General features: G+C 64.3%; 27 protein-coding genes. 14 read left to right on the forward strand and 13 right to left on the reverse strand.

What is annotated here, in order from left to right:
- Positions 1 to 43 precede the first annotated feature (43 nt).
- On the reverse strand, positions 44 to 1,309 hold the full coding sequence (gene mnmE / locus IEW58_RS12300; RefSeq protein ID WP_229658575.1) for a tRNA uridine-5-carboxymethylaminomethyl(34) synthesis GTPase MnmE: 1,266 nt from the start codon (positions 1,307 to 1,309) through the stop codon (positions 44 to 46).
- Between the two features lie 25 nt (positions 1,310 to 1,334).
- On the reverse strand, positions 1,335 to 1,592 hold the full coding sequence (locus IEW58_RS12305) for a DUF6489 family protein (RefSeq protein WP_188645384.1): 258 nt from the start codon (positions 1,590 to 1,592) through the stop codon (positions 1,335 to 1,337).
- 95 nt (positions 1,593 to 1,687) lie between these two features.
- On the opposite strand from IEW58_RS12305, the gene IEW58_RS12310 reads away from it, so the two are divergent.
- From IEW58_RS12310 to IEW58_RS12320, 3 genes are read left to right on the forward strand one after another with little or no spacing between them, the layout of a single operon-like run.
- Entirely contained in the window at positions 1,688 to 2,389 is a 702-nt protein-coding gene (locus IEW58_RS12310; protein WP_188645385.1) for a dienelactone hydrolase family protein, read from the forward strand.
- The gene (locus tag IEW58_RS12315; protein WP_188645386.1) at positions 2,386 to 3,996 is read left to right on the forward strand and encodes an FMN-binding glutamate synthase family protein; all 1,611 of its coding nucleotides are present in this window, start codon (positions 2,386 to 2,388) and stop codon (positions 3,994 to 3,996) included. Before IEW58_RS12310 ends, IEW58_RS12315 begins: the two co-directional genes overlap by 4 nt.
- Before the next feature lie 9 nt (positions 3,997 to 4,005).
- Positions 4,006 to 4,404: a nuclear transport factor 2 family protein gene (locus IEW58_RS12320; RefSeq protein ID WP_188645387.1), complete on the forward strand. Its 399-nt coding sequence runs from the start codon at positions 4,006 to 4,008 to the stop codon at positions 4,402 to 4,404.
- Between the two features lie 39 nt (positions 4,405 to 4,443).
- Here IEW58_RS12320 and rho read toward each other — a convergent pair whose 3' ends face one another.
- The 3 genes from rho to hemE form a co-directional block, all read right to left on the reverse strand.
- Positions 4,444 to 5,709: a transcription termination factor Rho gene (gene rho, locus IEW58_RS12325; protein ID WP_188645388.1), complete on the reverse strand. Its 1,266-nt coding sequence runs from the start codon at positions 5,707 to 5,709 to the stop codon at positions 4,444 to 4,446.
- A 166-nt stretch (positions 5,710 to 5,875) separates the two neighbouring features.
- Positions 5,876 to 6,319 carry a CopD family protein gene (locus tag IEW58_RS12330; RefSeq protein WP_188645389.1) on the reverse strand — a complete coding sequence of 148 codons (444 nt, stop codon included), beginning with the start codon at positions 6,317 to 6,319 and terminating at the stop codon, positions 5,876 to 5,878.
- A 31-nt stretch (positions 6,320 to 6,350) separates the two neighbouring features.
- The gene (hemE, locus tag IEW58_RS12335) at positions 6,351 to 7,376 is read right to left on the reverse strand and encodes a uroporphyrinogen decarboxylase (protein ID WP_188645390.1); all 1,026 of its coding nucleotides are present in this window, start codon (positions 7,374 to 7,376) and stop codon (positions 6,351 to 6,353) included.
- 327 nt (positions 7,377 to 7,703) lie between these two features.
- Here hemE and IEW58_RS12340 point away from each other — a divergent pair, with 327 nt between their 5' ends.
- From IEW58_RS12340 to IEW58_RS12385, 10 genes are all read left to right on the forward strand, one after another.
- Positions 7,704 to 8,546 (forward strand): pyruvate, water dikinase regulatory protein, encoded by an 843-nt coding sequence (locus IEW58_RS12340; RefSeq protein ID WP_188645391.1) that lies wholly within the window; start codon positions 7,704 to 7,706, stop codon positions 8,544 to 8,546.
- Complete coding sequence (locus IEW58_RS12345) at positions 8,543 to 9,142, forward strand: Maf family protein (protein ID WP_188645392.1); 600 nt, start codon at positions 8,543 to 8,545, stop codon at positions 9,140 to 9,142. Before IEW58_RS12340 ends, IEW58_RS12345 begins: the two co-directional genes overlap by 4 nt.
- Positions 9,139 to 9,990 (forward strand): shikimate dehydrogenase family protein, encoded by an 852-nt coding sequence (locus IEW58_RS12350; protein WP_188645393.1) that lies wholly within the window; start codon positions 9,139 to 9,141, stop codon positions 9,988 to 9,990. Before IEW58_RS12345 ends, IEW58_RS12350 begins: the two co-directional genes overlap by 4 nt.
- The gene (coaE, locus tag IEW58_RS12355) at positions 9,987 to 10,580 is read left to right on the forward strand and encodes a dephospho-CoA kinase (RefSeq protein WP_188645394.1); all 594 of its coding nucleotides are present in this window, start codon (positions 9,987 to 9,989) and stop codon (positions 10,578 to 10,580) included. The genes IEW58_RS12350 and coaE overlap by 4 nt, the downstream gene beginning before the upstream one ends.
- A gap of 69 nt (positions 10,581 to 10,649) precedes the next feature.
- A complete protein-coding gene (gene dnaQ, locus IEW58_RS12360) occupies positions 10,650 to 11,336 on the forward strand; it encodes a DNA polymerase III subunit epsilon (RefSeq protein ID WP_188645395.1) in 687 nt (228 codons plus the stop codon).
- A gap of 41 nt (positions 11,337 to 11,377) precedes the next feature.
- Positions 11,378 to 11,947, forward strand: coding sequence for a ribosome hibernation-promoting factor, HPF/YfiA family (gene hpf, locus IEW58_RS12365; protein WP_188645396.1), 570 nt, complete (start codon positions 11,378 to 11,380; stop codon positions 11,945 to 11,947).
- Between the two features lie 84 nt (positions 11,948 to 12,031).
- Positions 12,032 to 12,493 carry a PTS sugar transporter subunit IIA gene (locus IEW58_RS12370; protein WP_188645397.1) on the forward strand — a complete coding sequence of 154 codons (462 nt, stop codon included), beginning with the start codon at positions 12,032 to 12,034 and terminating at the stop codon, positions 12,491 to 12,493.
- Positions 12,480 to 12,944 (forward strand): PaaI family thioesterase, encoded by a 465-nt coding sequence (locus tag IEW58_RS12375; protein ID WP_188645398.1) that lies wholly within the window; start codon positions 12,480 to 12,482, stop codon positions 12,942 to 12,944. Before IEW58_RS12370 ends, IEW58_RS12375 begins: the two co-directional genes overlap by 14 nt.
- A 3-nt stretch (positions 12,945 to 12,947) precedes the next feature.
- The gene (locus tag IEW58_RS12380; RefSeq protein WP_188645399.1) at positions 12,948 to 13,280 is read left to right on the forward strand and encodes a DUF1491 family protein; all 333 of its coding nucleotides are present in this window, start codon (positions 12,948 to 12,950) and stop codon (positions 13,278 to 13,280) included.
- 200 nt (positions 13,281 to 13,480) lie between these two features.
- Positions 13,481 to 14,140, forward strand: coding sequence for a cell wall hydrolase (locus IEW58_RS12385; protein WP_188645400.1), 660 nt, complete (start codon positions 13,481 to 13,483; stop codon positions 14,138 to 14,140).
- Between the two features lie 16 nt (positions 14,141 to 14,156).
- Here the strand turns inward: IEW58_RS12385 and xth are convergent, their stop codons facing one another.
- From xth to IEW58_RS12400, 3 genes are read right to left on the reverse strand one after another with little or no spacing between them, the layout of a single operon-like run.
- Positions 14,157 to 14,930 (reverse strand): exodeoxyribonuclease III, encoded by a 774-nt coding sequence (gene xth, locus IEW58_RS12390; protein WP_188645401.1) that lies wholly within the window; start codon positions 14,928 to 14,930, stop codon positions 14,157 to 14,159.
- A 10-nt stretch (positions 14,931 to 14,940) separates the two neighbouring features.
- Positions 14,941 to 15,270 (reverse strand): iron-sulfur cluster insertion protein ErpA, encoded by a 330-nt coding sequence (erpA, locus tag IEW58_RS12395; RefSeq protein WP_188645402.1) that lies wholly within the window; start codon positions 15,268 to 15,270, stop codon positions 14,941 to 14,943.
- Positions 15,271 to 15,314: 44 nt separating this feature from the next.
- The gene (locus IEW58_RS12400; RefSeq protein WP_188645403.1) at positions 15,315 to 15,746 is read right to left on the reverse strand and encodes a CBS domain-containing protein; all 432 of its coding nucleotides are present in this window, start codon (positions 15,744 to 15,746) and stop codon (positions 15,315 to 15,317) included.
- An 84-nt stretch (positions 15,747 to 15,830) separates the two neighbouring features.
- Here IEW58_RS12400 and IEW58_RS12405 point away from each other — a divergent pair, with 84 nt between their 5' ends.
- Positions 15,831 to 16,142, forward strand: a complete 312-nt coding sequence (locus tag IEW58_RS12405) for a hypothetical protein (protein ID WP_229658576.1) — start codon at positions 15,831 to 15,833, stop codon at positions 16,140 to 16,142.
- A gap of 5 nt (positions 16,143 to 16,147) precedes the next feature.
- Here the strand turns inward: IEW58_RS12405 and IEW58_RS12410 are convergent, their stop codons facing one another.
- From IEW58_RS12410 to IEW58_RS12430, 5 genes are read right to left on the reverse strand one after another with little or no spacing between them, the layout of a single operon-like run.
- On the reverse strand, positions 16,148 to 16,528 hold the full coding sequence (locus tag IEW58_RS12410) for a (2Fe-2S) ferredoxin domain-containing protein (RefSeq protein ID WP_188645404.1): 381 nt from the start codon (positions 16,526 to 16,528) through the stop codon (positions 16,148 to 16,150).
- Positions 16,525 to 18,666, reverse strand: coding sequence for a S9 family peptidase (locus tag IEW58_RS12415; protein WP_188645405.1), 2,142 nt, complete (start codon positions 18,664 to 18,666; stop codon positions 16,525 to 16,527). The genes IEW58_RS12410 and IEW58_RS12415 overlap by 4 nt, the downstream gene beginning before the upstream one ends.
- A gap of 42 nt (positions 18,667 to 18,708) precedes the next feature.
- On the reverse strand, positions 18,709 to 19,236 hold the full coding sequence (locus tag IEW58_RS12420; RefSeq protein WP_188645406.1) for a DUF2497 domain-containing protein: 528 nt from the start codon (positions 19,234 to 19,236) through the stop codon (positions 18,709 to 18,711).
- A gap of 18 nt (positions 19,237 to 19,254) precedes the next feature.
- Positions 19,255 to 20,748 (reverse strand): TolC family outer membrane protein, encoded by a 1,494-nt coding sequence (locus IEW58_RS12425; protein ID WP_188645407.1) that lies wholly within the window; start codon positions 20,746 to 20,748, stop codon positions 19,255 to 19,257.
- A 2-nt stretch (positions 20,749 to 20,750) separates the two neighbouring features.
- Positions 20,751 to 21,350 (reverse strand): protein-L-isoaspartate O-methyltransferase family protein, encoded by a 600-nt coding sequence (locus IEW58_RS12430; protein ID WP_229658577.1) that lies wholly within the window; start codon positions 21,348 to 21,350, stop codon positions 20,751 to 20,753.
- Between the last annotated feature and the right edge of the window lie 66 nt (positions 21,351 to 21,416).

The following is a 21,416-nucleotide window of genomic DNA, read 5'->3' on the forward strand; positions in this document are numbered from 1 at the left end:
GTTCGGGAGTCCGGCCCGGTCAAAGTGTGTTCCACGTGGAACATCACTTCCCTATACAAAACCGGGCAAACAGCGCATCGAGCATGTCCTCGGGGGAAGCTCTCCCCGTCAATCGGTCGAATGACGTGCGTACCACCCGCAGATATTCCGCAAGAATGAGCGGGTCGTTGTGATGTTCGGCGAGCGCCCGGTGAGCTTCTGAAAGGATAGCGTGTTGGCGCCCATTGAGAGCGACCTGCCCGGGGACGGGAAGGGTCTCCCGCGCTCGATCGATCAGCTTCGTGCTCAATTCGTCCACGCCCACACCCGTCACCGCGGAAACGCGGGATACCGCCGCGCACTTGTGATTGCCGAGATCGATCTTGGCATCGATTTCCCAAGAGCCGTCGGGACCTCGACCCTCCTCGCCGAGCCAGAGCACGAGATCTGCGGTATCGAACGCGGCTTTGGCGCGCGCTATGCCTTCGCTCTCTATCTCGTTGTCGGCATCGTCGCGCAGGCCGGCGGTATCCAGGAAGACGAACGGAACCCCGTCAATTGCTACAGGCCTTTCCAAGATATCCCGGGTCGTCCCGGGAGAGGGTGCTGTGATAGCAGCCGATTGTCCTACCAAAGCATTGAAAAGGGTAGATTTTCCGGCGTTAGGGGGGCCAGCCAGGACAACCCTGAATCCTTCGCGAAGAGGCTCCGCTCGCGGCCTCGCAAGCCACGTGGCAATTTCTTCCGCCAATAGAACCGTCCGCGCCGAAAAATCTTCGGGCAAGATGGAGACGTCATCTTCGTCCCCGAAGTCGAGCACGGCTTCCACTTCTGCAGCGAGTTCCAAGACGCGAGCACGCCATTCGTCCACCTGACGAGACAAAGCCCCTCCTGCCATTGCCATGGCGGTGCGCCGTTGAAGCTCTGTCTCCGCGGACAGGAGATCCGCCAGACCCTCCGCTTCGGAAAGGTCGATCCTGCCATTTGCAAAAGCGCGCCGCGTAAACTCGCCGGCCTTGGCCTGGCGCAGTCCTTCGACTTCTCCAAGCGCGCGCACGACAGCAGCAACTACCGCGCGGCCGCCGTGCAGATGCAATTCGGCGACATCCTCCCCGGTTGCGGTGTTTGGGCCAGGCAGCCAGAGTACCAGAGCCCTGTCGAGCTTTTCTCCCGCTGCGTCGTATAGCGTCCGGGTTTGCGCGCAACGGGCCGCAGGAAGTCTTCCGCCCAAGGCTGTCAGCGCATTCGCGGCGGCGGGGCCGCTGATGCGGATCACAGCGATCGCAGCGGGAGGCGCTCCGCTCGAGAGGGCGAAAATCGTGTCCATCAATTGCCGAGGTGGACGCCGAACGGCGTCAGGAATCTTTGGGATCCTCGCTTCCGCGGGCGCCCTTCCCCGCGTTCTCCATGAAATTCTGGAAGAACTTTAGTCCAACCTGGCCCATTGGCGCCACCTGGTTCGCGTATTCCTGGAGCTTGTCGATGCTGCCCACGCCCTTCATCGCCTTGGCCATGAGATCGACGTAGACCTCATTGGCCTTGCCCACGTCAGGCAAGCCCATGAAAGTACGCGCCTCTTCTGGAGTGCAATCGATCTCGATATGGACCTTCATGGCCGGCTCCTGCGTTGTGGCGGCGATACCTGTCACAGGGATTTGGCAAAGTCTATCGACGGGGTTTAGGCAGAGCCAGTCAAAGGGAGACGATCATGGGCGAAACGGTGCAAATTCCCACATTCGAGGGTGCAGAGAGTTTTCCGGTCTATCACGCAATTCCCGCCGGGGAGGCCAAAGCGGCCATCATCGTCATTCCGGAGATCTTCGGCGTGAACGCGGGTATCCGCGAAAAGTGCGATACATGGGCAGCTGCGGGTTATCTGGCGGTCGCCCCCGACATCTTCTGGCGCTTTGCCCCGGGGGAGGAACTCGATCCCGACGTTCCCGAGCAATTCCAGCGTGCGCTGGAAAACATGGGGAGGTTCAAGGGCGACGACTGCATTAGGGACATCGAGGCTCTCATCCACCATCTCAAGCGGGAAGCGGGCTGCGCAAAGGTCGGCCTGGTCGGATTCTGCCTGGGCGGTTTTATTGCCTACACCGCCGCGGCACGGACGGACCTCGACGCTTCGGTCGGATACTACGGAGTTTCGATCGACCAGCATCTCGACGAAGCGCATGCAATCGCAAAGCCGCTAATGCTGCACATCGCCGGCGCCGACCATTTCGTGACCCCGGAGGCGCAGGCAGCCATCCACAAGGCGTTTGACGGTCATCCGCGGGTCACGCTCTACGATTATCCCGGACTGGATCACGGTTTCGCGGCGCAGACCGGCAATCGCCGTGACGAGGAGGGAGCGCGGCTTGCCGACTCTCGTACCGAGGCGTTTTTCGCGGAGCACCTCGCTGCATGATCAACCGAGCCCGCTGGCGCTGGTCGGCCAACGTCGCCACGCGCTTCGCGGTGCCCGGCCTGCTGCTCGCCCTGAGCCTGGTATTCGGACTGTGGTGGCGCTGGGGACTGATCGCCACGCTGCCGCTGCTGGCGGTCGCATTGTGGGACTTCGTGCAACCGGAACACACTTTGCGCCGAAACTACCCTCTGCTCGCCCGGGTGCGCTGGATGATGGAGGACTTGCGCCCCTACGCGCGAGCGTACGTTGTGGAAGGAGATCTGGAGGGCCGTCCGTTCAACCACGACGAACGCGCGCTGGTCTATGCCCGAGCCAAGGGCGAACTTGATTCCCACCCTTTCGGCACCGAGCTGGACGTTTATTCCGACGAATATGAATGGCTCTCCCATTCGATCGTGCCGAACGAGAGCGCCCCGCTGGAATGGCGGGTGTCCGTAGGCGGTCCCCAGTGCGCGAAGCCGTATTCGGCAGCCCTGCTCAACATCTCCGCAATGAGCTTCGGATCCCTTTCCGCAAATGCGATCATGGCGCTCAACAAAGGCGCCGCGGCGGGCGGGTTCTACCACGACACCGGCGAAGGCGGCCTGTCGAGGTATCACCGCGAATACGGCGGAGACCTCGTATGGGAGATCGGCAGCGGATATTTCGGGTGCCGTGATGACGAGGGCCGGTTCGATCCGGCACGCTTTGCCGACACCGCCCAGCTTGAACAGGTCAGGATGGTCGAGATCAAGCTCAGCCAAGGGGCGAAGCCGGGGCACGGTGGCGTGCTTCCGGGGTCCAAGGTCAGCGCCGAGATCGCCGCCGCGCGCGGAGTTCTCCAGGGCAAGGATTGCATCTCTCCGGCGGCTCATGCGACTTTCTCGACCCCCATCGGGCTGCTCGAATGGGCCGCCCGATTGCGCGTCCTGTCCGGCGGAAAGCCGGTCGGCATCAAGTTGTGCGTGGGCCAGCCGCATGAAATCTTCGCCATTATGAAGGCCATGCGCGAGACCGGTATCCGGCTTGACTACATCGTTGTCGATGGAGCTGAGGGCGGCACGGGAGCGGCGCCCGTGGAACTGTCCAACCGCGTCGGCACGCCGCTGCGCGAGGGGCTGATGCTTATGCGCGATGCACTGGTAGGCTGCAGCCTCAAAGGCGATGTCAGGCTGGCAGCGGCCGGCAAGGTTCATTCGGGAGCCGGCATGGCGATGAACTTCGGACTGGGCGCTGACTGGTGCAATGCCGCCCGCGCCTTCATGTTCTCGCTCGGCTGTATCCAGTCCATGCGGTGCCACGACGATACCTGCCCCACGGGAATCGCGACTCAGGACCTGACCCGCCAGCGTGGCCTGGTGGTCAGCGACAAGGCCGAGCGGGTCGCCCGCTTCCAGCGCCAGACGCTCCACGGCCTGCGAGAGATGGTGGTCGCGATGGGACTGGAAAACCCGTGGCAGATCACTCCGCCGCACATTCATGAGCGGCTCGACAGCGCCCGAGCAACATCGATCGACCAGATCCACCGCTTCCTCGCAGACGGCGCCTTGCTAAACGATCCGGACGCAACGCAGTATGCCCATCATTGGCGAGCCGCCCGCGCGGACAGCTTCGCCAAGGTTGGTTAGGAGGAAACGATGAGCGCGGAAAACGGGCTGAAGAACTGGCACCGGGTGCTCGAAGGCGGCAACCAGCCGGACGCGCTGGCGGAGATCATCCGCGAAGACGCGGTGTTCCATTCCCCCGTCGTGCACACGCCGCAGGAAGGTCGCGCGAAGGTCGTCAGCTATCTCGCCGCCGCCGGTGTCGTCCTGAATACCGACAAGTTCCGCTACGTCCGGGAATTCAGCGCGGGGGACCACGCCCTGCTCGAGTTCGTCACCGAGCTCGATGGTATCCACATCAACGGCGTCGACATCATCACCTTCGACGATGAAGGCCTCATCAAGGACTTCAAGGTCATGGTCCGTCCGCTGAAGGCGATCAACAAGGTCTGGGAATTGATGGGCGCGCAGCTCGCCCGCGCTGCTCAATAAGTTCTGGCGGCTCGATCGCTCGAGCCGCCAGCCTCACACCTACTGGTTCATGGTCGCGAAGAAGTCCTCGTTGGTCTTGGAATCCTTCATCTTGTCGAGAAGGAATTCCATCGCATCGACGGTGCCCATCTGCATCAGGATGCGGCGCAGGACCCACATCTTCGACAGCTTGTCCTTGTCGACCAGCAGCTCTTCCTTGCGAGTGCCGGACTTGCCGACGTCGAGCGCCGGGAAGATGCGCTTGTCCGCAACCTTGCGGTCGAGGACGATTTCCGAGTTACCGGTGCCCTTGAATTCTTCGAAGATGACTTCGTCCATGCGGCTGCCGGTATCGATCAGCGCGGTGGCGATAATGGACAGCGAGCCGCCTTCCTCGATGTTGCGCGCGGCGCCGAAGAAGCGCTTGGGCCGCTGCAATGCATTGGCGTCGACGCCGCCGGTGAGCACCTTGCCGGAGCTTGGCACCACGGTGTTGTAGGCGCGACCGAGGCGCGTGATCGAATCGAGCAGGATGACGACGTCCTTCTTGTGCTCGACGAGGCGCTTGGCCTTCTCGATCACCATCTCGGCAACCTGGACGTGGCGCGTGGCGGGCTCGTCGAAGGTCGAGGAGATCACCTCACCCTTCACCGAACGCTGCATGTCGGTTACTTCCTCCGGCCGTTCGTCGACCAGCAGGACGATCAGGAATACTTCGGGGTGGTTGTCGGTGATTGCCTTGGCGATGTTCTGCAGCAGCACCGTCTTGCCGGTGCGCGGCGGGGCGACGATCAGCGCGCGCTGGCCCTTGCCCTGCGGCGAGATGATGTCGATGACCCGCGCCGACTTGTCCTTGACGGTCGGATCGGACGTATCGAGCGAAAGCTTCGATTCCGGGTAGAGCGGGGTCAGGTTGTCGAAATTGGTCCGGTGGCGGACCGCATCGGGGCTGTCGAAATTGACGCTCTTGAGGCTGGTCAGGGCGAAATAGCGCTCACCATCCTTCGGCGCGCGGATCTCGCCCTCGACCGTGTCGCCGGTGCGCAGACCCCATTTGCGGACCTGGTTGGGCGAGACGTAGATGTCGTCCGGGCCGGCCAGATAGTTCGCCTCGGGGCTGCGCAGGAAGCCGAAGCCGTCCTGCAGCACCTCAATCGTGCCGACGCCCATGATCGGCTCTTCGTATTCCTCGTCCTCGGCCAGTTCGCGCAGGATGCAGAACATGAGGTCCTGCCGGCGCATCGTGCTGGCGCCTTCGACGCCGAGGTCTTCGGCCATCTCGACGAGTTCGGCCGGGGCTTTCTTCTTGAGGTCTTTCAAATGCATTGTCGTGTTCCGGTATCTGGAAAGTGCGGCCGGCCGGTCGATGGGCTTGGGGAAAGCAGACCGTGCCCCGAATGCTTTGACGGGGCGGCAAAAGCCGGTTGATTGGCGGGAAATAAGCGTGCGCCGGCGCGCCGTCAATCGGCCCGGGGCTCGATTGGCCGCAAGCTCAGAATGGCCTGACGATCACCAGGATGACGATCACCGCGGCGACCACCCCGGGAACCTCGTTCAGCAGCCGCAATTGCTTGCCGGTCAGTTGCCGCTCACCTCGCGCAAGGTTCTTTGCATAGCTCGCCAGCCATCCGTGATAGCCTGAGAGGATGAGGACCAGCGCGATCTTGGCGTGCAGCCAAGCCTCGCCCCACAAGTGCTGCGTGGTCGCAAGCAGGATCCCGAGCACCCAGACGACGATGATCGAAGGCAGGAGGATAATCTTGAGCAGCTTGCGCTCGCGGCTTGCCCATTCCGCCTCCTCGGGCGACCCGGGCGCGGCTTCCTGGTGATAGACCAGGTAGCGCGGGAGCATGAACAGGCCCGCCATCCAGAAGATCACGAATATGACATGCCCGGCCTTGAGCCACAGGTAGGTCATCGCCAGCACGCTCTGCATTGTTGCCATCTAGGAAGTTCGGACGCCATCGTCACCCCCGCCATGCCCTGACCGTGCGTATGAGGTCTTCGACATGCGAGATCGGGGTGTGCTGGCCGATGCCGTGGCCAAGGTTGAACACGTGCGGCCGACCGGCGAACGCCTGGAGAATGGCCTGAGTGCGGTCCATAAGCGCTCGCCCTCCCGCCAAGAGCAGAAGCGGATCGAGGTTGCCCTGTACCGGCATACCCGCAGGCAATTCGCGCGCGGCCCACACGGGATCGATCGTCTCGTCCACGCCCACGGCATCGACCCCCGTTTCGCGTGCGTAGTCTGCAAGCTTCGCGCCCGCGCCCTTCGGAAATCCGATAACCGGCACGCCGGGGCAGTGCTGATGGATCGCGGCCGCAATCCGCGCATTCGGGCCGATGACCCAACGTTCAAGCTGGTCCGGGGCGAGACTTCCAGCCCAGGAATCGAACAACTGCACCGCCTCCGCGCCCGCGGCGATCTGGCCGACGAGATAGTCGACCGTGACGGCTTCGATCGCGCTAATGATCCGGGAAAAAGCGGCCGGATCGCGATAGGCAAGCAACCGGGCCTCGTGATGGTCCTTCGATCCTTCCCCAGCCACCATGTAGGTCGCCACGGTCCACGGGCTTCCCGCAAAGCCCAGCAAGGTCGTCTCAGGGCCGAGCGCGGCCTTGACCAGCCCCACCGTCCGATAGATCGGATCGAGGCGCTCAGGCACCGCCTGGAGAGCCTCCAGGGCGCTATCGACGAGCCGGGGGCGCAGCCGCGGTCCTTCGCCCGGCCCAAAGGTCAGATCCTGTCCCATTGCGTAAGGGACGATCAGGATGTCTGAGAACAGGATGACGCCGTCGAAACCGAAGCGGCGGATCGGCTGTAGCGTGACTTCCGCTGCCGCCTCGCTGTCATAGACCAGGGCCAGGAAGCCGCCTTTTTCCGCTCTCAGCGCGCGGTATTCGGGCAAGTAGCGGCCGGCCTGGCGCATCAGCCACATGGGGACCTGATCGCCCCGGCGACCGTTCAGAGTGTCGAGAAGCGCGCCGGGCATCGTTCCTTTATTCCAATACAAATAGATTCTTAGAAGAGATGAAGGAGTCTGTTGGCCCTGTGGAAACCGGGGATTGCGCCGCCCTGCCCGATTTCTCCCGGCCTGAACAGCTTCGGCGCATCGGCGAATCGCCGGACTCGCGCGTCAACCGAAGCTTCTCCCCGCTATCCCCAGCCTGTCGAGAACCTTGTCGCCATGTCCACAACCCGCCGGGCCGCAGGCTGGTAGCGGGCATGGAATCGCCCGCTTCGCTTGTCCCCAGTTTGCTCCCGTGGTTTATGCCGCACATTCTCCACAGGTCGGCGAGCAAGAGCTCCAATCACTCCCATGGCGCGCATTCACCTCCATCTGCTGTCGGATTCCACCGGCGAAACGCTGGAGATGATCGCCAAGGCCGCGCTCGCGCAGTTCGATGAAGCGGACGTCCAGCGGCACTTTTGGCCGATGGTGCGAAGCAAGCAGCATATCGACCGGATCGTGCCTGATATCGCCGGTTCTCCCGGCCTGGTGCTGTTTACCCTCGTCAATCCCGATACCCGCGCCAGGTTGGAGGAGCACTGCCTCACCCTCGGGCTGCCCGCGGTGCCCGTCCTCGACGCGGTGACCGAAGCGCTCGAAGCGCACCTCGGGCAGGAGGCCCACGGTCGTCCCGGAAGGCAGCACTCGATGGACGCTGCCTATTTCGCACGCGTCGAGGCCATCCAGTACACTATCGCCCATGACGACGGTATCGGTCACGAGGACTGGGAGGAGGCCGACATCCTGCTCGCAGGAGTGTCGCGCAGCTCGAAGACGCCGACCAGCATCTATCTCGCCAATCGCGGATACAAGGTGGCCAATATCCCTCTGGTGGTCGAGAGTCCGCCTCCGCGTGCCCTGTTTACCTTGCGTCGCCCGCTGGTCGTTGGGCTGACCACCGCCCCCGATCGATTGATCCAGATCCGCCGCAATCGGTTGCTGACGATAGCGGACGGGCAGGAAAGCGACTATGTCGACGCCGACCGCGTGGCTGCGGAGGTCAGGTTCGCCCGCCGACTGTTCGCCGACAACGACTGGCCCGTCATCGATGTCACCCGCCGTTCGATCGAGGAAACTGCTGCGGCGATCATTCGTCTGCTCGGGGAGCGCGATGCACGGGAAGCCCTGCCCGAGCGAATGGGGCCGGTATGACGAGTTCTGCGCCCCTGGTTCTCGCTTCGAAGAGCACCTCCCGTAGCGCCATGTTGAAGGGGGCGGGCGTTCCGTTCGAGACCGTCCCCGCTTCTGTCGACGAACGTGCCATCGAAGCTGAATTGGGCCAGGCCCCGCCCGGCGAGGTGGCGCTGGCTTTGGCAAAGGCCAAGGCGCTCGCGGGCGCACGCGCGCACCCGCAGCGGCTGGTGTTGGGCAGCGACTCGCTGGTTACCTGCGCCGGGCGACGGTTCGACAAGCCGGCCAGCCGGGAACAGGCGGCAAGCCACCTTGCCTGGTTTTCCGGCCGCAGGATCGAATTGCATAGCGCGGCTGCTCTGGCCCGCGACGGGGTAATCCTGTGGTCGGGCGGAGAGGTCGCCAGGCTGACGGTGCGCGACCTGTCGCCGGATTTCATCGAGGCCTACCTCGACCTGGAATGGCCCGCCGTCAGCCATTGCGTCGGGGTGTTCCGCATCGAAGGTCCAGGGGTGCAACTGTTCTCTCATATCGCCGGCGATCACTTCACTGTTCTCGGCATGCCGCTGCTGCCCGTGCTCGGCGCCTTGCGCAGCTTGGGGGAGTTGCCGGGATGAAGAGATATGCCGAGGTGATCGGCGATCCGATTGCCCAATCGAAATCACCGGCGATCCACGGCTTCTGGATCGAGCGGCTGGGCATTTCCGCGGATTACCGCACCAGCCGGGTCACGCCTGGAGACGTGGCGGGTTACTTCGAGGAGCGCCGCGCCGATCCGGACTGGTGTGGCTGCAACGTGACGATGCCGCTCAAGCAGGCGGTTATCCCCGCCCTCGACCGGCTCGAACCGCTTGCCGCGCGCATCGGCGCGGTCAACACGGTCGTGCGGGAAGGCAGCGACCTGGTTGGCTACAATACTGACGCCGGGGGCTTTCTCGAACCGCTTACGCGTGAACTTGCCGAGACACATTATTTCCGCACGGCCCGGGTGATGGGGACGGGAGGCGCTGCCCGAGCGATCGTCGCGGCACTCGCGGCACAACATTTCGTCATCGTTCTCGCGGGACGCGAGCCCGCCAAGGCGCGAGCCATTCTCGACGAACTGGATCCGGGGGGAGAACATCATGCGATCGATCTGGCTCATTTCGCCGATCCCACCGAATTTGCCTTCGACGATCGTGAAGGCTGCCTGGACCTGGTCGTGAACGCCAGTCCGCTGGGGATGCGCGGGCAGCCGTCCCTCCCGTTCGACTGTAGTCACGCACCTCCCGGGGCGATCGCCTACGACATCGTCACCGATCCCCTGGAAACGGCCTTCCTGGCTACGGCGCAGCGTGCCGGACACCGCACGATCGACGGGCTGGCGATGCTGATCGGTCAGGCGGCGCTGGCGTTCGAGAAATTCTTCGGCGTCGCCCCGCCGCGCGGCGAGGACGAAGCGCTCCGAAGGATTTTGACGACATGAGCCGTCCCTTCATCCTTGGCCTCACCGGCTCGATCGGAATGGGAAAATCCACGGTCGCGGCGATGTTCGAAGCCGCCGGGGTGCGGGTATTCGATGCCGATGCGGTGGTTCGAAGGCTCCAGGGCCCAGGCGGACCGCTTCTCCCGGCGATCGAAGCCGCTTTTCCCGGATCCACGGGGCCGGAAGGGGTCAAGCGCGAGCACCTTGGAGCGCAGGTCTTCGCCGATCCGGATGCTCTCGCCCGGCTCGAGGGGATCGTCCACCCCGCCGTTGCCGCGGAACGCCACGCCTTCATGATCGAACATGCCGGTGAACCGCTGGTCGTTTTCGACATCCCGCTCCTGTTCGAAAAAGGCGGCGCCGAGAGCGTCGATGCGGTCGCGGTGGTCTCGGCGCCGGCGGAGGTTCAGCGCGCCCGCGTTCTCGCCCGCCCCGGCATGACGCCGGACAAGTTCGCCCACATCCTTTCGCTTCAGGTTCCCGACGCCGAAAAGAGGGCGCGGGCGACTTTTGTGATCGATACCGGAACGTCGCTTCTGGCGACCGAGAACGAGGTAAAGGCGCTCATCGCGAATTTGCGAACCGATTGAATCTCGCATCCCGAATTGGGGCGGCGGCTCTTGCCAGCCCGCATTCTCGGGCCGATAAGACAATTACTGATGCGTGAGATCGTGTTCGATACGGAAACCACCGGGCTCGACCCGCGGACGGGTGACCGGATGGTCGAGATAGGCTGCATCGAGCTGGTCAATCGCGTGCCCACGGGCGCCACGTACCACGCCTATTTCAACCCGGACCGCGACATGCCGGAGGCGGCGGAAGCCGTGCACGGCCTTTCCGCGGCTTTCCTCGCCGACAAGCCGCGCTTCCGCGACAAGTGTTCCGAACTGCTGGAATTCATCGCCGACGCGCCTCTGGTAGCTCACAACGCAGGATTTGATTTCGCCTTTCTCAACCACGAGCTTGACCTGTGTGGGCTCGAAGCGGTGTGCATGAGCCGGATGGTCGACACCGTCGGTATCGCGAAGCGCCGCCATCCGGGTGCGAAGCTGTCGCTTGACGCGCTCTGCACCCGCTACGGGATCGATCGCAGTCACCGGGTGAAACACGGCGCGCTGCTCGATGCCGAGTTGCTGGCGCAAGTCTACGTTGAGCTTACCGGCGGCCGCCAGATCGGTCTCGAACTGGCAGGCGAGGTGAGCGATACGACCGTGATCGCGATGCCGACATCCGTCGTGCGCGAACGAATATTCCGCGCGCCCCGCCCGCATTTTGCTACGCCCGCGGAATTATCACGACATGCCGCTTTCATCGGCCGGATCGAGGGAGCGATCTGGGCCGCCTGACGTTGATGCAGGGTTGCACAAGAACAGGAGATAGATCGACGATGGATATTCGCGTTTCGGGTCACCAGATCGAAACCGGCACTGCGCTGCAGGAACATGTCAGCGACCGCCTCAACGCAATCGTCGAGAAGTACTTCAATCGGGCTATCTCCAGTCACGTCACGTTCGGCAAGGCACCGAACGGAGCGTTCAGCTGCGATATCATCACCCACGTCATGCAGGGCCTGATCCTCAAGGCGCACGGAGTGGCGCAAGACGCGCATCAGGCGCTGGACCAGGCAGCCGAGAAGATCGACAAGCAGCTGCGCCGATACAAGCGCCGCCTTCATGACCGGAGCGAGCAATCCGCCTTTGCCGCCGGCCAGGAAGAAGCCGCCTACACCATTCTGGCAGCGCCGGATGCCGAGGCCGAGGAGGTCGAGATGGCCGACTCGCCCATCATAATCGCCGAGACGACGGCCGACATTCCCGAGACAAGCGTTGCCGACGCAGTGATGATGCTGGACCTGCGCGACACCAACGCCATGCTGTTCAAAAACGCTGGCACGGGCCGGCACAATATGGTCTACCGCCGTCGCGACGGATCCGTCGGCTGGGTCGAGCCGCGCTGACACCGTCATCCGCCGCCCTTTTCCGCCTCTTCGCGCCCTGCCGGCATGCGGCAAAAAGCGTCAATATTCGAAGACTCAGCTTTCATGAATGCGATCTTCAAGCTCCTGCCCCAGGCAGTCTGGGTAGCCTCCCCCGCGGATAAGGCGGCGGTTCTGGAGCAGCTCGCCGCGCGTTTTGCGCAGGTTTATCAGTTGGACCAGTCCGTCGTACTCGAGGGGATGCAGGAGCGAGAGGCGCTCGGCAGCACTGGCTTCGGGCGCTCCGTAGCGCTGCCTCACGCGCGGATCGACGGGCTGGCACGGCCGGTGGCGGCTGTGATGAAACTGACTTCTCCCGTCGACTTCGCTGCGGCGGACGGACTGCCGGTCGATATGGTGATCGGCCTGTTGTCTCCGGTCAACGCGGGGGCAACGCACCTTCATGCGCTGGCTGCCCTGTCGCGCCTGGTCCGGGACGAGGATATGCATCGCGCAATGAGCGAAGCCGGCGATCCGGAAATGCTCTACGCCCTTCTGACCAACGCGCTGGATCGTGACGCGGCCTGAGCAACCCGCCGGCGCGGAGATTCATTACCGCGCGCTCGAGCGGCTTTACCGCGCCGCGCCAGTCAACGTGCTGTTTCCTTCACGCCTGGAGATCGTCGGAGAAGGGCGCTCCCGGCTGACCTTCGACGTGACACCTGATGTGTATCACGCCGCAGGCGCGGCGCACGGAACGATCTACTTCAAGATGCTCGACGACGCAGCTTTCTATGCGGCCAATACCTTGGTCACGGATCGTTTCCTGCTGACGACTTCATTCAACCTGCACTTCACCAAGCCGGTCCGTGCGGGACAAGTTATCGCGGAAGGACGCTGGATCAGCGGGCGCAAGCGAGTGCTGGTCGGGGAAGCCCGACTGATCGACAGCGAGGGCGACGAGATCGGTCGAGGCACGGGCACCTTCATGCGGTCCCGCATTCCGCTGTCGGGTTTGCCCGGCTATTCTGGCCTTTGACCGTTGGAAGCGCGTCTTCCGGCCCACATCGAAGCGGCAGCGATCCGCCGCGTCGCCGAATCGCAGGGCGGGTTTGCCACGGTTCTTGCCAGGGGTGAGCACGACGCTGGATCGATCGTTCTTGTCCTATTGTGTCGTGGTGAAGAACCGGAGCTTTTCGAACGTATGCCTCAAATGGACGGGAACCGAATATTCGCCCGCAGTCTCAAATTCGGCATTGAAAATAAACGGGAAATTTCGGCGATTCTTGAAGGGCGACGGAGATCGGACCCGGATTTATGGTTAATCGAGGTAGACGTCCCAGATAAGGAACGGTTCGTCGCAGCCTTGCCCTGAAAATTTGACTTCGCAGGTGCAGCAATTACCTGACCGCTCACCTTAACGGACGCAGGCGGCTCGGGACGACATGGGGTCGACCAGTCAGCGCGCAGACGGGGGGCAGCCGGCAGGCTGAATAACGTGAACTCATCTAGCGCGGTCCACGCGCGAGTTCCCGGCCTGCGACAGTGCGGCTCACCGCCTTGATCGACACATCAATGACGTTTCACCGTGCCACGATCGCGGCTTTTGTCGCGACTGCCTTTCTTACGCTTTTCGCCGCCGATGGTTCCGGCGCCAACGCTGAAGTTAGCGAGAACCGCCCGGTCGTTACCACGGCCCTGACCGAAGAAACCGTGCCGCAGGCGACACCCGCCGCGCCTCCGGTCGAATTCGTTTCCAATGAAGTGGTCCAGCCGATCGCGGAGCCGACGAGCGCCGCGACGCGCCCCGGCGACGCGGACTCACTCAGCGAGCTCGTCGGCAAGATGCCACGCGACGCCTCGCTGTCGCGCGAGATGGAGTGCCTGGCGGGCGCCATTTACTTCGAATCGCGGGGCGAACCGCTCGATGGCCAACTCGCCGTGGGCCAGGTGATCATCAACCGCGCCGAATCCGGCCAGTTCCCTTCCGATTACTGCGGCGTCGTATTCCAGCGTGCCCAGTTCTCGTTCGTGCGCGGTGGCACAATGCCGAGGATCGATCGCGGATCGGCTGCCTGGCGCCGTGCCAGCGCGATAGCCCGGATCGCCCATGAAGGTCTCTGGGACAGCCAGGCGGGCGATGCGCTGTATTTTCACGCTCGCTACGTGAAGCCGAGCTGGAGCCGCACCAAGATCGCCCGGGCAACGATCGACACCCATATCTTTTACCGCTGACCGGGCAGGAAGCGCCTCAGCCGGCCAGCTCGACCCATACAGGGACGTGGTCGCTCGCCTTCTCGCGGCCGCGGTATTCCTTGTCGATACCGGCGGCGGTCATCCGGTCGGCGGCTTCGGGGCTCAGCAGCATGTGGTCTATGCGAAAGCCATGATCCCGCTGCCAGGCCCCCGCCTGGTAGTCCCAGAACGTCCACAGGCCCCCACGCGGGTTGAGAGCGTCGAGGGCATCGGTCCAACCGTCGCCGAGGATTCGGGCGTACGCGTCGCGCGATTCGGGTTGCATCAACGCATCGGAGGCCATCGCGCGCGGCGACCAGACGTCCTTGTCCTGCGGGATGACGTTGAAATCACCCACTACCGCGACGGGGATCTCAAGCGCCCATAGCTCGCGCATCCGAGCGCGAAGGCGTTCCATCCAGGCAAGCTTGTAGTCGAACTTGGGCCCTGGGACCGGGTTGCCGTTCGGCAGATAGATGCAGGCGACCCGCACTCCGCCGACATCGGCCTCGATATAGCGGGCATGCTCGTCGGTGGGATCGCCCGGCAGGGTCCGCTGCGCCTCGACCGGCTTCACCCCGTCGGCAAGGATGGCGACCCCGTTGAAGCCCTTCTGTCCGTGCCAGATGGCCTGGTAGCCGAGCTTTTCGAATTCTTCGTAGGGGAAGCCTTCGTCCTGGCTCTTCACCTCCTGCAAACAGGCGACTGTAGGACGGCGCTCCTCGAGCCACTCGAGCAGGCGGGGCAGGCGCGCCTTTACGCCGTTGATGTTGAAGGATGCGATCCGCATCCCGCCGGTCTTAGATGCCAAAGCTCGAACCGCAACCGCAGCCGGCGGCCGCTTGCGGATTTTCGACCTTGAACGCCGCTCCGCCGAGCGATTCGACGAAATCAACCGTGCTGCCGGCAATCAGGTCGAGGCTGATGGGGTCGACCACCAGCTGGACCCCGTCGCGCTCGGTGACCGTGTCGTCTGACTCTGGCGTCTCGGCCAGATCGAACTTGTACTGGAAGCCGGAACAGCCCCCGCCTTCGACCGCGAGGCGCAGAATCGCAGGCTTGCCCTGGCGCTGAGCGATCGCGGCAACGCGCGCGGCGGCGCTGGGCGTGAGGATGAGTGGCTCGGCCATACGGGCAATATGGGGCTTCGGTCGTCCCGGCTCAAGCGGCGCCGTCAGGCCGTCTGGATATAGACCCGCATCGCCTCGGCTTCGGAAGCGATCGCATCGACCTGCGCTTTGACAAGGTCGCCGATCGACACGAAGCCGCACATGGAACCGTTCTCCACCACCGGCAGGTGGCGAATGCGCCGGCGGGTCATCAATTCCAGAGCGTCTTCGATCCGCGTGCCCGGCGTGGCCGTGATGGGCGGCGCGGTCATTACCTCTCCGACCGGTTTGTCGAGGCTCGCCTCGCCTTCGGCCTCAAGGCAGTAGATGACGTCGCGTTCGGAAAAGATGCCGGCAACTTCACCGTCGCGGATCACCGGCATGGCGCCGATCCGGCGTGCGGCGAGGATCGACACGGCATCGCGCATCCGATCGTTCACGTCGCAAACGATCACTTCGTTGGTCGCGCGGCGTGCCAGCAAGTGGGCGATGTCCATAGGACTCTCCCTTTCTCTCAACCCGTGGGACGGAGAGAGTGACACGATTGGGCGCCGAAGGCCAGCATTGCCCATTGCGGCCGGATGAGCGCATCCCATTTAGGCGCGATGCCCCAGCCCTCCCCGCTCGACGATCCGGAAAGCGCTGCCTTCGCGTGGGGCCGCTACAGGCGAATAATGCGCCTGATGAGCTGGATCAGCCTGTTCACGGTGGCGCTGGTACTCGTATACCTGTGGGTGACGCTGCCCGGCCTGCCAATACACTTCTACATCGCGACCGGCCTCGGCGTTGGCGCTTCGATGCTGCTGATGAGCACGCTGATGGGCCTGGTCTTCATGTCGAACGGCACCGGGCATGACGAGTCGGTCACCGACTCGCACGATCGCCGCGGCTGACCCGGTTACTCGCCGCGTTGCGCGGGGTCTTCGCGCAAGCGCAATTCCTGCACCGGCTCGCCGCCGATGAGATGCTGCCGGATGATCTTCTCGAGCGCCGCCTCGTCGCACGAGTGATACCAGACGCGGTCAGGCCAGACGACCGCGATCGGACCCGCTTCGCAGATCTGCAGGCAATCGGCTCTGGTCCGTTGGACCGTCCTTCCCGCCAGGCCCAGCTCTTTCAGCCGGCGCTTGAGATACTTCCACGACCGTGAACCCTGTTCGCGCGAGCAGCACTTCTGCTTGTCCGACAGGGCGCACAGGAAGATGTGCCGCTCGACATGCTCGCCGCCGATCTTCGCCAGCGCGGCCTGCGCCTTTGCAATATCGGCGGCCCCGGTCACTTGCCCGAGGTCTGCGCGGGCTTGAGCCAGCGATCGAGCCAGTCGAACACCGTCTTGTGCCACTGGAGCGAGTTCTTTCCCTTGAGCACCCAGTGGTTCTCATCCGGAAACACCAGCAGTTGGCCGGGTACGCCCTTCATCTGCAGCGCGGTGAAGGCGGCCAGGCCCTGGGTGTAAGGGATGCGGAAGTCCTTTTCGCTGGTGATGACCAGCATCGGCGTCTTCCAGTTGTCGACGTAATTCACCGGGTTCCACTTTTCGTAGGCGGCGGGATCCTCGAAGTAGGTCTTGCCGCCGTGCTCCCAGGTGTCGAACCACAGTTCTTCGGTTTCGTATGCCATCGCGCGCGCATCGAACACGCCGTCATGCTGGACGAGGCACTTGAACTTGTCGGGCCAGCGGCCGGCGATCCAGTTCATCATGTATCCGCCATAGCTGGCCCCCATCGCACAGGCATTGTCCCCGTCGATCTGGCCGTCGAGCGCGACCGCGGCGGCAAAGCCCTTCTGCAGGTCCTCCAGCGGCTTCCCGCCCCAGTCGTTGGTGATGCTGTCCGTGAAAGCCTGGCCGTAGCCTGTGCTGCCGTGGAAATCGACCGACACCACCGCGTAGCCCTGGCTGGCGACCACGCGCGGATTCCAGCGGCTCGACCACGAATCGTCGAAGCTACCCTGCGGCCCGCCATGGACGTAGAGAATCGCCGGCATCGGGCCCTTCTTGCCGTCGAGCTTCGTAATCTGGCCCCATACGGTGTCGCCGTTCGCGCCCCTGAAGCTGAAGCGGCGGGTCACGATCGGTGCCCGCTTGCCCATGATAGACGTCGCTGCATCGGTCAGCGGAGTGGCCTGGCCCCAATTCTTCGACAGGTAGAGCTCGTTCGGGGCGCCGATCGAGTTGCGGGTGAACACGAGGTCGCCTCCTGACAGCGGCACCACGTCACCGATATGCGCTTCGTTGCCCGCCATCAGGTCGAGCTTCTCGACCTTGCCGGTGACGGGATCGATGCGGAATACCGGCGTATCGAGGACGTCGCCCGCGGTGGCGACGATCCAGCGCGAATCCGGCGTCCACGCGAGCGAGCCGGCCGAACGGTCCCAATCGGTCGTCAGTGCCCGCACCTTTCCGGTGGCGAGCTCGCGCAGCATCACGGTAAGCTTGTCAGCCTCATAGCCTGGGCGGGCCATCGCGGCGTAGGCGAGCCATTTACCGTCGGGAGAGGGGGCGGGCAGCGTGTCGGTCCCCTCGTTGGCTTGGGTCAGGTTGACCGGCGCGCGGCCGGAAAGGTCGTTGAACCACAAGTCGATGTTGGTGGAGCGCGGTTCGTCCGCATCGGCCTTGCGCGCGGCAAAGAACAGCCCGTGGCCGTTCGCGGCCCAGGCAACGTCTTCGCCGCCGCCGAATGGCTTCGTGGGCGTGTCGCCGACCAGAGCGCCCTTGCCTGCCGGGCCATCCAGCGGAACTCCGTCCCCCGTCGCCTTGCCGCCGACGAGCGGGAACGCAAACGTGCGGCCATAGACTCCCGGCGTTTCCCACTGGTCCCAGTGCCGGACGAAGCCGGTGCTGGCATCGTAGAGCCGGCCGGTGCCCGGGCCCGGCAGGTGGGTCGATCCGTCGGGATCGCAGCCAAAACCGGCGCACTCCCGCCCAACGTCTCCCCACACAGCGATACGCGTGGCATCAGGAGACAGCGCAAAACCGGCAACCGCGGCCTTGAGCGCGGTAACTTGCGAAACGTCCGCCGCGCTGCCGTCCGCGCTGATCCGGGCACGCCAGACCTGGTCGCTGCCGCCCTCGCCGCGGTCGGACAGGAAGTAAAGCCAGCCGTCATCGCCGAAGGCCGGACTGGATGCCGTGCCACCTAGGTCAATCCGCCGTGGCATCGCCTTCGCGTCTGCAAGGCTGCGTACGAAAAGCGCGGTGGAGCGCTTGAAGCTGGCCGGGTCGGTTTCGGTGACCGGGTACACCGCCATTGTCCCGTCACCACTCACCGCTGCGCCGCCGAGTCGCGGAAGCGTCACCAGATCCTGCGCGCTGAACGGCGCCCGCGCGTCCGCTCGCGCGGCTTTTGGCTTGGCGGCGGCGGGGGAGGCGATCGCGCAAAGCGCGGCGAGAGCTGCGAGCCCGGTGGTCTTTTTCATGAGCCCCCGACTAGCGGGCGCGCCCGGCGGAGGAAAGCGCCTTTAGCCGCGCTTGCCGGCAATGCGCGCAATCTCGTCCTTCACCAGCCGTTCGACCATGTCGGGCAGGTGCTTGTCGAGCCACTCGCTGAGCATCGGGCGCAGAAGATCCCGCGTAAGGCCTTCGAGCGAGGTCTCGCCCGACCGCACGATCTGCGGCGGAACCCCGGGCTCGGCGAGCATCGCCAGCGCGGCGAGGTTATGGCGCATCGAGACGCGCGCGGCCTCGGTCACGAGCGGACCATCCTCGACGAGATCCTCGTCGTCAGCCTTGTCCCGGTCGGCATCGTGAATGTCGTCGGAAGTCTCGGCGTCCTGGTACTCGGCAGCCTGCTCGACGTAATCGGCCGCCGCAAGGTCGAGCACTTCGCCCGCTTCTTCGGCATCCACGGGTTCGGGCAGGCTGTCGGAAAGCCCTTCGTTCTCACGCCGGCGGCGCGTCTCGAAAGCGCTGGCGCGGTTGTCCCGCGCGATCACTTTCTTGATCGATTCGAGGATTTCCTCGACCGAAGCTTCGCCGTCCTGGCGCATGTTCAAAGGGCCCCCGCCTCAATAGACGCCGCTGCCGGGCGTCGAATCATCGTTAACGGGAATGTCCGCGCCCGGGGCGGGTATGTCAACGGTGCGCGTGGACTGCACGACTGGATCGGGATCGCGCTCCCAGTCCCACCACTTGTTCTTCACCCGGTCGTAATTGATTTGCGGATCGTAGAGCGGGCCGTCGTCATCCAGGCCCAGGTCACGCGCCTCGGCCTTGCCCATGGCCGCCAGCAGGCTGAAACCCGCCACATAGGCATTGCGCCGCGCGGTCACCAACTGCGCCCGGGCCGCGACGAGTTCCTGCTCGGCGTCGAGAATGTCGAGAATCGTGCGATTGCCTACAGTGCTTTCGGCACGGACGCCTTCAAGGCTCAGTGCAGCCGCCTCGATCGCCACCTGCGTGCTATCGATGATCTGGTTAGCGGCCTGCCAGCTCGAATAGGCGGAGCGCACTTGCGCGATCACGTCACGTTCGGCTGCAATGACGTTTTCCTGGGCCGCTGCCGAGCGTGCCTGCGCCTGGCGCTGGAGCGCCGCGGGACGCCCGCCCTGAAAGATCGGAATCGACACCTGAACTCCGGCCTGCACCCCGAGGCCCGACTGGGAGACACTGACGCCCGGCGCGGGACCGTCGAGCGAACCGAGGTAGTTGCTGTAATCGCTGCCGGTAAAGACCGAAACCTTCGGGAGGCGCCCGGCGCCGGCGACGTCGATGTCGTACCTTGAAGCATCGGCCCGCTCCCGCGCGGCGATGAGATCGGGATTGTTGTCGAGCGCCGTCGCGACGGCCTCGGCTGCGCTGGCGGGCAGCCCCGGCAGCGGGGGTGGCGGCTGGAGATCGTCGGGTGCCATCCCGGTCACGCGAATGTAATCCTCGCGCGCGCTGATGAGGTTCGCCTGCGCGCTCCTCAGATCACCCTGCGCGATGGCGAGGCGCGCCTGCGACTGGGCAACGTCGGTGCGGGTGAGGTCACCGATCTCGAACCGGTCGCTGGTGGCCTGGGAGTTGACCGTCAGCACATCGACCTGGTTGGCGCTCAGCTGCACCAGCGCCTCCCCGCGGATCACGTCCATGTAGGCGGCGACGGCCTGGGTGAAGATCGAGGACTCGGTCCCACGCAGATCGGCCTGTCCGGCCTCGACCCGAGTCTCTGCCGCCTTGATCGAATTCTTGACCGCTCCGCCCGAATAGATCGGCACGCCCAGATCGATGCTGGCACCCAGCGAGCGCGACGGCGCGAACTGGCTGTCCGAGCTCTGTTTCACGAACTCGACGTACTGAACGCTACCAGTGGCATTCGGGCGTCCGGCAGATTTCTCGAGCGGCACGGTCTCGTCGGTGGCCCGCTGCTGGGCCCGCGCGCTCTGCAAGATTGGGTTGGTCCGGTAGGCACCATTAAGTGCGTCGCGTAGCGTATCGGCCGCCGCGGGAGCGGGAAGCGCGCATGCAGCCAAACCGGCTCCGGCAAGAAGGAGCGGCTTCAGCCTCGCTCGAATGGTCATGATCAGAAGGTCCACGCCTTAGGTCTGTCAAACGCAGCGATGCGTGGGATGCCCATCTCCGCCAGTGGCAGAAGGGCAACGGCGCCTGAGGTCTTGCGGCCGATCGCCAGCCGGCTCACCCCATCGTCGACGATTCCCGTCGCGACGCGGGCACCCTCGGCCAGGCGCTCCACCAATTGGTCCGGCAGATGCTCCGCGGCACCGTCGACCAGCAGAACGGAGTAGCCACCGGCTCCGCTGCCCGAGAACACCTCCGCCGGTGACAGGACCGCGACCGAGCGTGCGAGGCCTTCGAGCAGGGCCGGAAGATAGCCGCTGCCCCCATCGACAACGAGGACGCTGTCGGCATGGGTAGGCCTTGCCTCGGAGAGGAGGCGCGCATGGAACAGCGGTGACGCGAGAACCCCGTCGTTATCGAGGCGCACCGCGCGGTCGGTGTAGGCGGCTGCTCTAGCCTCCTGCGGGACGAAATCCTCGCGCGGAACGCTGGCGAAACGCGCCAGGACCCACGGCTCGTTGACCCCGCTGGTTCGCAGCTGGCTGTCGATCATCGCGCGCCGGGCGGTTTCGAAATCGGTCGAATTGGGAGCGGCAGTAGCCATTTTCTCTAAACCTGTATTACTCGTATAACACGGCAGGTCAACGCCCTGCTCTTACGCATAAAGCCG

Source organism: Tsuneonella deserti (assembly GCF_014644315.1).
Taxonomy (GTDB): domain Bacteria; phylum Pseudomonadota; class Alphaproteobacteria; order Sphingomonadales; family Sphingomonadaceae; genus Tsuneonella; species Tsuneonella deserti.